8 protein-coding genes and 1 pseudogene are annotated in these 12,324 nt (G+C 48.1%); 7 read left to right on the top strand and 2 right to left on the bottom strand.

Annotated features, from left to right (window positions below):
• Positions 1 to 307 precede the first annotated feature (307 nt).
• Together AAE02nite_RS25125 and AAE02nite_RS25120 are read right to left on the bottom strand one after the other, a co-directional pair.
• Positions 308 to 742: a hypothetical protein gene (locus AAE02nite_RS25125; RefSeq protein WP_146905252.1), complete on the bottom strand. Its 435-nt coding sequence runs from the start codon at positions 740 to 742 to the stop codon at positions 308 to 310.
• Between the two features lie 379 nt (positions 743 to 1,121).
• Positions 1,122 to 1,679: an RNA polymerase sigma factor gene (locus AAE02nite_RS25120; protein ID WP_146905249.1), complete on the bottom strand. Its 558-nt coding sequence runs from the start codon at positions 1,677 to 1,679 to the stop codon at positions 1,122 to 1,124.
• A 1,336-nt stretch (positions 1,680 to 3,015) separates the two neighbouring features.
• On the opposite strand from AAE02nite_RS25120, the gene AAE02nite_RS25115 reads away from it, so the two are divergent.
• From AAE02nite_RS25115 to AAE02nite_RS25080, 7 genes and pseudogenes are all read left to right on the top strand, one after another.
• On the top strand, positions 3,016 to 3,411 hold the full coding sequence (locus AAE02nite_RS25115) for an HYC_CC_PP family protein (RefSeq protein ID WP_146905246.1): 396 nt from the start codon (positions 3,016 to 3,018) through the stop codon (positions 3,409 to 3,411).
• 344 nt (positions 3,412 to 3,755) lie between these two features.
• Positions 3,756 to 4,031, top strand: coding sequence for a heavy metal-binding domain-containing protein (locus tag AAE02nite_RS25110; protein ID WP_146905243.1), 276 nt, complete (start codon positions 3,756 to 3,758; stop codon positions 4,029 to 4,031).
• Between the two features lie 55 nt (positions 4,032 to 4,086).
• Positions 4,087 to 7,296, top strand: a pseudogene (locus AAE02nite_RS27070) (efflux RND transporter permease subunit).
• 10 nt (positions 7,297 to 7,306) lie between these two features.
• Positions 7,307 to 8,530 (top strand): TolC family protein, encoded by a 1,224-nt coding sequence (locus tag AAE02nite_RS25095; RefSeq protein ID WP_246151247.1) that lies wholly within the window; start codon positions 7,307 to 7,309, stop codon positions 8,528 to 8,530.
• A complete protein-coding gene (locus AAE02nite_RS25090) occupies positions 8,508 to 9,863 on the top strand; it encodes a heavy metal-binding domain-containing protein (RefSeq protein ID WP_146905231.1) in 1,356 nt (451 codons plus the stop codon). Before AAE02nite_RS25095 ends, AAE02nite_RS25090 begins: the two co-directional genes overlap by 23 nt.
• Complete coding sequence (locus AAE02nite_RS25085; protein WP_146905228.1) at positions 9,860 to 11,080, top strand: efflux RND transporter periplasmic adaptor subunit; 1,221 nt, start codon at positions 9,860 to 9,862, stop codon at positions 11,078 to 11,080. The genes AAE02nite_RS25090 and AAE02nite_RS25085 overlap by 4 nt, the downstream gene beginning before the upstream one ends.
• Positions 11,081 to 11,230: 150 nt before the next feature.
• The gene (locus AAE02nite_RS25080; protein ID WP_146905225.1) at positions 11,231 to 12,307 is read left to right on the top strand and encodes a YncE family protein; all 1,077 of its coding nucleotides are present in this window, start codon (positions 11,231 to 11,233) and stop codon (positions 12,305 to 12,307) included.
• The last annotated feature ends 17 nt before the right edge of the window (positions 12,308 to 12,324 follow it).

The raw sequence follows: 12,324 nt of genomic DNA, 5'->3' as shown, positions 1-12,324 counted from the left end.
TAGGTTTGATTTCAGTACTCCCATTATATCTTCCCCAATATAACAAAGTCAGAAATTGACCTTTGTTTATCACAGTTCATGTAGAATAGCCCCCTGTTTTACCTATCACTACTTAAATGGTTTTACCCAAAGTCATGTATACGCTGGAATTTAGTAGCAAGTATCATAAGCGCTTATTAGCTGTTCTGCCGTATCACAAAATCTATTTAGCTATTAGCCATCATGAACGACAATCAACCAATCTGTTAATACTTGCGGTGGATGAAGGGAGATAAAATTAAAGGTATCATTTGTTCTTTTTTTTCCTTTAATAATTCAGCAACCAATCCTGGGCCTCTTTAACATCCAGGAAAACACCAACTTCTACGTGTTTAAAGAATTCGGACCGCTCCAGAATTAAGCCGTGTACCTGATTGGCGTACATGGTTTGGTAGCTATCCGGGGTTACCAGGTAAGCAAAGCGGAGCTGACCTTTATCCTGAAATAAAGGCGCTATTTCCTGCTCCAGCCAATTTTGGTCGGCTAATTGGTCGGCATTATCCAGGTATAATCTTTTCCGCACATCAAAGAGTACTTTATCCGCCTGGTAGGCAAGGATATAATTAGCACTGAGGCGGGTTTCGCTTTGGAACGCTTCACGGCTGGGAGGGTGTTGGAGCCAGGTCGTTTGAAGATATCGACTTTTTTTGTTTACCTCTATGGTCGTCAGGTCGCTGTGGTAGATAAGCTTCAAACGAGTCATGTGTTTACATCCTTTTTTACTAATATTAATTTTATCTGATGAATAAAAAACTAAAGGGTAGATTATAATTCCCCGCTAAGTATAAAGCTATCCCTAAAACATAGGGTTAAACTTCTGAAGCCGGCAGAAAAGCCCTTATTCCATTATTTTAAGCAGGTTTTCTTTTGCTGTGCTTTGACTAGCGAAGTAGTAAAGAAAATTGCTTGGTAGGTTCACCCTAAATAGCAGCAAAAACTAGCAATACTCCCTTTTTTAACCTAAGTGTACTTATAAGCTGATATAGCATAAATAGCTTTTCGCGCTATCCATGTCGTTATTCTTTTAATTAGTGGGGATTGCATCCTATTTCTTTTAAGCACCGCTAGCTTCCTTTTCTTCTTCAGGCGGCTAATACGTCGGGCTCTACCATCAGCTTACGTAATAGTTGCAGGGCATATCTCACTCTAGTTTTGACAGTACCCAACGGAATAGCTAATGCTTTCGCCGCTTCTGCGTGGGAATACCCTTCAAAATAGACCAGGTCAATTACTTTCTTTTGGTCAGAAGTTAAAGTAGCAACTAGTTCTTTTACCCCAATGAACTCCGGCCGGTACGGGTGCGTTTCTCTTAAATTAACAGTCAGTACACTATCCAAACTTTGATTTAACCTACTCTGGCGATAAGCATGGGAACGGAGTTTATCAATGGCTACATGGCGGGCAATTGTCACCAGCCAGGTAAACAAACGACCTTTATCTTTATCGTAGAAAGCAAAAGAAGACCAAATTTTTACAAAACAATCCTGCATGGCCTCCTCGGCCACGAGCTCATCTTTTACAATCCGCAGAATGACCCCATATAAACTCGCCGAATACTTGTCGTATAAAAGTGTAAGTGCTGTTGTATCCCGCTCCTGCAAACGCGTGATAAGTACTTCTTCCGGGTAGTCTTGGGTCATAACAGATTGTATAAAATAATCCTATTTTAAGTAGATTATGTAATACGGCTTACTAGGAGAACTAGATGTCACAAAAGTGACAAAGGCGTTATTTGTGGATAAATAAATTACCGGCTGAACAACCTGCGACAGGAAGAAAAAAAAGCTGTTAAGATGATATATAGTACTGTATTTAAAGATATTACAGGAATAAGGACTTAACCAGCCGGCAAGTAACTTCCTGAACCTTTTTGTAAGAGCAGGCAAGACAAACAGGCTCTAGGACCGAATAATGGCACTATTTAAGAGCGGTAGATTCTTAATGTACAACTGTTTTCGATTATATTTTAGGGTGCCAAATATGGTGCCCTTCTTTGTTTCAGGGGGAAACAAAACTGATTACAGAGAAATGAAAGAGTAAATACCATAAAGTAGGTATGAGACCAACTTTTCTAAATCTATTTTACAAAACAGCATTTCTAGGCTTTATAGAAGCTGTCGGATAAACAGGGTTATGTGAAAAAGGAGGGAGATACCTATTACCTGGTGAAAGAAGTGTTTAGGGTTAAAACATTAATCTTTTTAGGTGGTTAACCAGTCTGTAGTTAAACCAAAGCAGGTTGACCAATTGACAAGGCTCCTGTTGTTGGTAGTTTGGCCATGTAGTTATTCTACCTAAAATAGATTATGGTTCTTTTTCGAACGACTTATTTGGAAATCCATTACTTGCTCCAGGACCAGCTCCTAGAAACTAGTTGGAAGGGGCCTTGCTCCAGTCCGGATTACCGGGATTGTCTGAACACTTATGCCAACATCATACAAAAATATAAGATAAGGCGCTGGCTGGATGACCAAGCGCTGTCTGGCCAGGTTCGACAAACAGACCAGTCTTGGACCGTTCAAGAATGGACAGCTATCTTTATTCCTTTGGCAAGTAAATTAAAGAAGATAGCCCAAGTAAATGCTTTAGACGGGTATACGTATGGTTTGTCTACCATCCTGCAGCAAGTAATTTATGCGGGTAAGTGTCCTTTCGCTTGCCGGGAGTTCGATAACAGACCGGAAGCAGAGACATGGTTATTGAGCTAAATACCTGGTACTAAAATATTTTAGATAAAGCCTTTCAGGGTATGCAGAGCTCGATTAAACATAACTGGACTTATGAGCCAACCCGTTTATTTGTAGGATCCAGTTAAAATAATGGTTTCATTTTTGACCAATTTATATAACATTTAACCAAAATTGTATAACACCAAACTCTAAAAACATCCTTAGTTTTGTAAGTTGAATTAAAGTTCGACAACTTCCGTTATAGCTAATAGTTTTTTAACAGCTAGTTAATTCTAAATCTCGCCAGATGAAGGCAGTGCAAAAATTTATTCACCTGAGCTTAGTGGTAGCCATTCTATTGGCTTCTATGGGCTTTCGTGTGACTATAGCGCATTGCTCTGGAGAAGAGGGCGGTTCCATTAGCCTGTTTGCCGACCCAAGCTGTTGCTGCGGCAAAGCGGCTAAAAGCCCCCGGAAATCCTGCCAGGATATGACTTGTGTCATGCAGCGGGGCGTAGCTTCACCAATCAACTTTAATTCCGCTACCCAACAGGCAGCCAAGTTCGCCAAAGAACCGGTGACTTATCCCAGCTTTACCGCAAGCATCCGGCCAGCCATCCTGGAAACACTTCCGCATTTCACTTTGCCACCGCCAATGTCCGGCAGGTCTATCGGCATTTTACATCAAACCTTTATTATTTAGTTTTCCCCTCTTTTTTAGAAGAGACTGCCAACCTGTTCCCCTGGGGTAGCCTTCTAAAACGTAAATCCAATTCAAATAAATTTGCCCGTATCGGTTGGCTTCGTTAGCCCTTGTAGCTTATCGCTTAAGCAGCAAGTGTAACCTTTCCTGTACTTTGTTTCCTTAGCCTACGGCTAAGCAGGCCACTTTGAATCCGGATTTTACGAAATCTTCCCCTTCATTTTAAATCGTTTAAATATTAGTTCAGACGCATCAGGCGGCCTGTATTATAGTCTTTTCAATGGCCTTGCTGGACCTAGCAGGAGAGCATAGCTATTTAACCATTTTTAAAATTATTCATCAATATGAAAGCGCTTATCTTAAATATTGGCTTGTCCCTTTTTGGTTTAACTTTTTTTACGGCCTGTAATAGCGGCGGAACAGATCAAAATGCCACGGAGCAAACCGAAACCAAACAAGAGGTGGCCGGCATTACCTACACCTGCCCCATGCACCCGGAAGTTACCAGCACCGAACCGGGCAAGTGCCCGAAATGCGGCATGAACCTGGAAGAAGTTACTGCCAGTATCCAGACGGATTCCGCTGCCGCCCATCAGCACGAAGCAGGCGAACAACATTAATTATTTAATTATTCCTCCTGGTCTCCAAGGCCGGGAGGGCAATCTCCTATAGACCATGATAGGTAAACTAATTTCATTTTCTCTGCGCAACCGCATGATTGTGCTGCTCATCGCCGCCGGTCTGTTTGGTTGGGGTATCTACTCGGTAAGCACCAATAAAGTAGATGCCATACCGGATTTATCGGAAAACCAGGTAATTGTTTTTACCGAGTGGATGGGCCGTAGCCCGCAAATTATCGAAGATCAGGTGACCTACCCGCTGGTGACGAACCTGCAGGGAATGCCCCAGGTGAAGTATGTGCGGGGCGTGTCCATGTTCGGCATGAGTTTTATTTACGTCATTTTTGAAGACCAAACTGACATTTACTGGGCGCGGGAACGGGTACTGGAACGCCTAAATTACGCCAACCGCTTACTGCCCGAAGGAGCGGTCCCCACTTTAGGCCCGGATGGCACTGGTGTGGGGCATATCTTGTGGTACACCCTCGATGCACCCGGCATGGATTTGGGTGAGCAGCGGGCTATCCAGGATTGGTACGTAAAATTCTCACTCCAGAATGTAGCCGGCGTGAGTGAAATTGCTTCTTTCGGCGGCTTTCAGAAACAGTATCAGGTTACCCTGGACCCTAATAAACTAACCTATTTTAACCTGTCGGTACCCCAGGTAATGACCGCCGTGCGGGCCAACAATAACGAGAGCGGGGGCCGCAAATTTGAGATGAGTGATATCGGGTACATTATTAAAACGACTGGCTACCTCAAATCCACCGAAGAAATAGAGAATATTCCCATCACCACCCAGAATACCATTCCGGTCCGGATAGGGGATATTGCCACCGTGCAAATGACCGGGGAAAGCCGATTAGGCATTTTTGATTTAAACGGGGAAGGCGAAGCCGTGGGCGGCATTGTGGTGATGCGCTACGGTGAAAATGCGGCCGAAGTAATCGAAAAGGTGAAAGCCAAAATGCAGGAAGTTTCGGCTGGTTTACCCAAAGGGGTAAAATTTAATATTGTTTACGACCGCAGTGGTCTGATAAATGATTCGGTTAATTCGGTAAAAACTACGCTCATTGAAGAGATGGTAGTAGCCTCCTTAATCGTATTCATCTTTCTTTTTCACTGGCGGAGCGCTTTAATCATCATTATTCAGCTCCCGCTTTCCGTGGCTATTGGCTTCATCTTGTTAAATACCTTCGGCATTTCCTCCAACATTATGTCGCTGACCGGAATAGCGCTGTCTATTGGGGTGATTGTGGATGATGCCATTGTGATGGTGGAGAATGCTTACCGGCACTTAGCCGATGCGCAGCATGACGAGAAATCATTTTTATAAGAAATGGCGTGGCTCATTCAACCTTAAACCATGAAATTATCTAAATCCAAAAGAATTAAAATAATTGAAAAAGCTACGAAGCAGGTTGGTCCCAGCGTGTTTTGGAGTACCATTATTATTATTACCTCTTTCCTGCCGGTTTTTCTACTCACCGGCCAGGAAGGAAGATTATTCAGCCCGTTGGCCTGGACCAAAACCTTTATTCTGATTGTCGATGCTTTCGTGGCCATTACAGTAACTCCAGTGCTGCTATCTCTTTTACTGAAAGGTAATTTTAAGCCCGAGAGCAGTAATCCTATTAACCGGGGGTTGGAGCGGGTCTATGGTCCTATTTTACGCTGGTGCCTGGCTTGGCGGAAGACTACTATTGGCATCAATATCCTGGCTTTACTCATCGCCATCCCCATGCTGTTCCGCTTAGGGTCGGAATTTATGCCGCCGTTGGATGAAAGCTCTATTTTGTTTATGCCCGTCACGCTGCCGGACATTTCCAATGCGGAGGCCAAGCGCATTTTGCAGGTGCAGGACAAGATTATTAAATCCATGCCCGAAGTAGACCAGGTGTTGGGCAAAGCCGGGCGGGCCAGTACGGCTACTGATAATTCGCCCATCAGCATGATTGAAACCATTATTTTGCTGAAACCGGAAGCCCAGTGGCGCGAGGGCATGACCAAAGCCAAAATTATCGCGGAACTGGACCAAAAACTCCAGATTCCGGGGGTAATTAACGGCTGGACCCAGCCCATTATTAACCGCATCAACATGCTGGCCACCGGTATCCGCACGGACGTGGGGGTAAAGGTTTATGGCCAAAACCTGGATTCTATTGCCCTGGTTTCGGAGCAGGTGCGCAATAACTTACAGAATATTCCGGGCATCAAAGATTTATACATTGAACCGGTTACGGGGGGCAAATACCTGGAAATCCAACCCCGGCGTGATGAGCTCGGCCGCTACGGGCTTTCGGTAAATGATGTGAATGCCGTTGTGGAATCGGCCTTGGGCGGGCTCCCGATAGGGAATACGGTGGAAGGGCGGCAACGCTTTTCCATTAACCTGCGCCTGGCCCAGGAGTACCGCAACAGCCTGGACCGCATCCGGCGCATTCCCCTGCAGACCGGTTCGGCGGGCACTGTTCCGCTTTCGGCGGTAGCCGATGTGCGGTTTGTGGATGGCCCGCCCATGATTGCTTCGGAGAATGCCCAGCTGCGGGGTGCTGTTTTGTTTAATGTGCGTGACCGGGATTTAGGCAGCACCGTCCAGGAAGCCATTCAAAAGTTAAACGGCGAGTTAACCAATTTGCCCAATGGTTACCGGCTGGAATGGAGCGGGCAGTGGGAGAACCAGATACGAGCCAATCAAACGCTCAAATTTATTATCCCTTTGGTCCTGATCATCATTTTCCTGATTCTGTACTTCTCCTTTAATTCTTTTAAGGAGGCCCTGCTGAATATAATAACCATTCCTTTTGCCTTAATCGGCGGGGTGTTTATTGTGTATTTCTACGGCATTAACCTGTCGGTAGCGGTGGCGGTGGGCTTTATTGCCTTGTTTGGACTGGCGGTAGAAACGGCTATGGTGATGGTGGTATACCTGAACGAAGCCATGAACCAGCTGGTAGCGGAAAAGGGTAATTCGAGCGAGACCATTACCAAGCAGGACATCCGGGATTATGTTTTCATGGGGGCCGTTAAGCGCCTGCGCCCCAAAATCATGACGGTTTCGGTTTCGCTGTTTGGTTTAATTCCGGTGCTGTGGGCCACCGGAGTGGGCACGGATGTGATGCTGCCCATTGTGCTGCCCCTGATAGGCGGGGTGTTTACCTCCTCCATTCATATTCTGCTGGTGACTCCGGTGGTGTTTGAAATGACAAAAGAATACGAATTAAAGAAACACGGTAAAATGGAGATTTACGATGTTAACCACTAGATTATATATAATGGCTTGGCTGCTGTTGCTGGGAACAACCGCCAAGGCGCAGGTACCGGTGCTCCCGCTGGACTCGGTACTTAGCAAAATATCCCAGAATAACCCGATGCTGCAGGAATTCCGGTTAAGGGGCCAGGCCCAGAACGCCATGGCCGAGGGAGCCATCAGCCAGATGGCGCCCATGGTCGGAGCGGGGGTATTCATGGTCCCTTATCCGGGCCAAATGATTATGGAGGGACAGGACAGAGGCATGGTGATGACGTCCGTAGAGCAGGAAATTACCAACCCGGCGAAACTCAAGGCCCGGCAAAATTACCAGCGTTCTAAAGCGGCCATTGAAGAAGCCGGGCGGGATGTTACTTACAACCAATTGCGGGCCCAGGCCAAAACCGCCTATTTGCAATGGGTGGTGCTGGAAAAGAAAAAATCGGTGCTGCTGGAAAGTCAGCGCATCATGCAGTTTATGCTGAAGCTGTCCCGGGTCCGCTACCCTTATAACCAAAGCTCGTTGGGGAGCATCTACAAAGCGGAAGGCCGATTGGCCGAAGTCGAAAATATGCTGCTCATGAATGACAGTGAAATTGGCATGAAAAACATTCAGCTTAATATGCTGATGAACCTGCCCCAGGAGAACCGTTTTGCTGTGGACACCCTGGTTCGGGTACCGGAACCGATTGCCTTAGCCGACACGGCGGAACTGCGTACCACTCGCAGCGATGTGCGGCAAATAGACCAGACCATTGAATCGATGCGGCTCAACCTGCGCCTGGAAAGTCTGCAACGGCTACCGGATTTTAGCATCCGCCTGGAAAACATGATGCCTCGCGATAAGATGATGGCCCAGACGTTTACCGCCATGGGCATGGTTTCTATTCCTATTGCCCCTTGGTCTTCGAAAATGTACAAGTCTAACATCAAAGCCATGAAGCTGGAAATTGCGGGTATGCAAAAAGGCCGGGAAAATATCCTGAACGAAGCCCAAAGCATGGTAAAAAGCATGGCGCTGGAATTGCAAACCAAGCGGACCCAGGTACAGAATTACGAAGCCAAAATCATTCCGGCCCTGCGGCGCAACTACGAAACCACTCTGCTCAGCTACGAACAAAATACCGGCCAATTACCCCTGGTGATTGATGCCTGGGAAGCGCTGAACATGGCCCAAATGGAATACCTCAACAACTTAGAGCAACTGTACCTGATAGGGGTAAATTATGAGAAAGAACTGGAAAAATAAGTTAATCGGGCTATTGATTTTACTGCTGCCGTTCACTTTTACGGCCTGTAATGATAAGCCCGGCCAGGGAGGGGAGCAGGGAGCGACGGCTCCCGAGGTAGCATACACCTGCCCCATGCACCCGCAAATTGTCCGGGACGAGCCGGGTTCCTGCCCCATCTGCGGCATGGACCTGGTAGCCAAGCGAACCGCTAATGCGCCCGCTGCCCCCGTGAGTTCGGATTTAAACTACTTGCTGCAGCCCGCGAACCAAACGGTGGTCTCTCGTATCAAGACCACCCAACCGGTGCAAAAGCAGGTACAGAACGAAATTATTATGAGCGGCGTGGTGACCTATGATACCCGCCAGCAATACCTTATTCCGGCCCGCTTCGGGGGGCGGATTGAAAAATTATATGTGCAATTCAACTATCAGCCGGTACGCAAAGGGCAAAAGCTGTACGACATCTACAGCCCGGAACTGGTAACCGCCCAGAAAGAATTGCTTTACCTGCTGCAAAATGACCCCACTAATACTTCCCTGATTCAGGGCGCAAAGCAAAAACTACAATTATTAGGAGCTACGGAAGGCCAAATAAAACAACTGGCCCGGAGCGGCCAGGAGACCTATACCTTTTCCGTGTACAGCCCTTACACCGGCTATGTGCTGGACCCGGCGGTAAGCGCCGCGCCTACTCCCACGGCACCCGCTTCCGCTGCTCCAGCAGCCGGGGGAGATGGTATGGGTGGTATGGGTGGCGCGGGGAGTGCTGGCGGTGGCGGCGGAACCAGCCCGGCGGCACCAACCCCAAATAGTGGTTTTGCCATCCGGGAAGGAATGTACGTGACTACCGGGCAAGCTTTGCTAAAAGTAGTGGATGCTTCGCAGGTTTGGGCCCAGTTCAACGTGCCCGGCAGCCAGGCTGGGCAACTCACCATAGGAACGCCTATCACCATTACTTTTAACCAATTGCCAGGGGAGCCGGTGCCCGCTAAGGTATTATTGGTGGAACCAATTTACGAGGCCGGAGAGAATTTTGCCCAGGTGCGGGCCTCCTTACCAGCGGAGAATAAATCCACGCTCATTGGCCAGCTCCTCACCGGTAAAGCTACTTACAGTACTGGTACCGCCCTCTGGGTGCCCAAAGAAGCGGTGCTGGACATTGGCACGCAGTCCGTAGCTTTTCTGAAAGTGAACGGGGTCTTCAAGCCCATCAGCGTGCAGGCTGGCCAACGGGCCGATGGGATGGTAGAAGTACTATCGGGACTGAAGGCCCAGGATGTGATAGCCACCAATGCTCAGTTCCTGGTAGATAGCGAAAGTTTTATTCGGGTAGCAGAAAATAACAGATGAAAAAGATTCTAAAAACAGCAGGCGTATGGCTCGTGGCTCTTCTGATAGTCGCCTGTACCAATAAAGATAAACACGAGCACCATGAGGTTGATACGGCCGGAACAGGTACCACTTACACTTGCCCCATGCATCCGCAAATCGTGGAAAGTGCACCCGGCTCGTGCCCGATTTGTGGCATGGACCTGGTACCGGTCAAAAAACAACCGGCTACGGAAAAGAACGCCGGCAGCATCATGCTCAGCGAAACGCAGATGCAACTGGGCAATATTTCTACCCGGCCGGTTCAGATGGGGCAAGTAGGCAGTAATACCATCCTGACCGGGCGCTTAGCGGTGGACCAAACCCAGGCGGATTTAATCAGCAGCCGCGCAGCCGGTCGTATTGAAAGGTTGTATGTCAAAGAAACCGGGCGGCGTATCCAAAAAGGACAGCCGCTTTATGATTTGTACAGCGAATCGTTGCTGACCCTGGAACAGGAATATTTATTAGCCCTGGACCAGGTGAAAGCCTTTCCGGGAGAGAAACAGTTTGCTTCTGTGCTGGCGGCAGCCAAAAAGAAACTCCTGCTCATGGGCTTATCGCCGGCCCAGGTTAACCGGGTGGCCCACACCCGGCAGTTAGATGCCCGCATTACCTTCCTGGCACCAACGTCCGGCATCGTGACGGAGATAGCCGCGGCCGAAGGCGTTTATGTGGCCGAAGGCAGTTTGCTTTACCGCCTGAGCCGCTTTAATACCATTTGGGTAGAAGCGGAATTATACGCGCAGGAAGCCGGGCAAATACAGGTGGGCACCCCCATTGAAGTGACCGTGCCGGGCCAGCCGGCTCCTATTAAAACCAAAGTAAGTTTTATCAATCCGGAGTTCCGCCAGAACAGCCAGGTAGTGGTCGCCCGGGCTAAACTGCCTAATCCCAAAGGAGCATTAATTCCCGGCACGCAGGCGACCATTAACCTGCCGGCTCCCACGAATCAGGCGCTTACCCTGCCGCTCGATGCCGTTATCCGGGATTCCCGGGGGGCGCACGTTTGGGTAAAAACGGGCGAGAATACCTTCAACTCCAAAATGGTTACCCTGGGGCCCGAAAGTGCGAACCAGGTAGCTATTGCCAGCGGACTAAGCCCCAACGATACGGTAGTGGTAACGGGCGCTTATTTACTCTACAGCGAATATGTTTTAAAGAAAGGCACTGACCAGATGGCCGGCCATAACCATTAATAAACGAATGAAATCATGTTGTCAAACCGAACCGCCCAAAAAGAACAAGCCATACCTGCGACTTGCCTGGTATGCCTTAATAGCCAGTCTGATTGGTTTTGTAGTCCTACAACAGTTAAGTCAATAACCCAGCGATTAACCGCAGGAATCATGCTTTTCAAAATAAAAAAAGCACTGGCAGGAGCTCTTTTAATTTTCGGCTTTACGGCCTGTAACTTCCATACCGAAGCCGACATGGACGACATGGATGATATGGGCGGTGGGGAAGAAAAGAATATTGATTACCCGGCAGCCTATGTGGTGAATGGCGAATCAAACAACATCGAGGTGCTTAATTTAAACGACCTCTCCAAAAAGGAGCAACTATCATTGAACGGAGCTACATTCCCGCACCATATTAATATCAGTCCGGATAAAACAAAGCTGGCCGTTGCCATTACCAGTACCGATTTAAGCGGTGGCCACGACTCCGGCGGCATGGGGGGCATGAGCGGTTTCAAGGTCATGGTGCTCAATAGCTACACCGGGAAAATTGAAAAAGAACTCATGCTGCCCAAAATGCCCCATAACGGTGTTTTTAACCGGGATGGCTCTGAATTATGGATTGCGCAGGAGGATGAACAGCAAAGCCATGTGCTGGTTTACAATACCGGTAACTGGAGCCTGAAAAATACCATCCTGGTCGGCAAAGGCTTGTCAGAAGTTACTTTCTCCGCCGATGGCACCAAAGTATTTGCCGCCAATACCATGGATGCGACGGTCTCTATCATCAACCCGGATACCAAAACGGTACTGGGCACCGTGCCGGTAGGCAAAGACCCGGTAGGAGCCTGGCCAGCCGCCAATGGCTTCATGTACGTGGACAATGAAACAGAGGGCACCGTGACGGAAATTGCCGTAGCTTCCGGCACTGCTACCGAAACTATTCCGCTGGGCTTTAAACCCGGCTATGTCGCGTATCATCCCGCCCAACAGGAATTATGGGTAAGCGATGCCACCAATGGAAAAATTGTTTATTACCAGGAAAATAACGGTCAGTGGAACCTGAAAGGCAGCATTACCACCGGAGCCGATGCGCACGCCATTGCCTTTTCCCCGGATGGCACAACGGCTTACGTCACCAACCAGGGGGCCAATACCGTGTCCGTCATTAAGGTTGTCGATCATCTGGTGACCGCTACGGTTCCGGTCGGTAAAAAACCGAATGGTTTAGTTATCCGGCCCTAAAATCATTTTCCCCAATC

The sequence above is a fragment of the Adhaeribacter aerolatus genome (assembly GCF_007991635.1).
Lineage (GTDB): Bacteria > Bacteroidota > Bacteroidia > Cytophagales > Hymenobacteraceae > Adhaeribacter > Adhaeribacter aerolatus.
The sequence above is the reverse complement of the archived record's forward strand: the minus strand, read 5'-3'. Positions and strand labels throughout refer to the sequence as shown.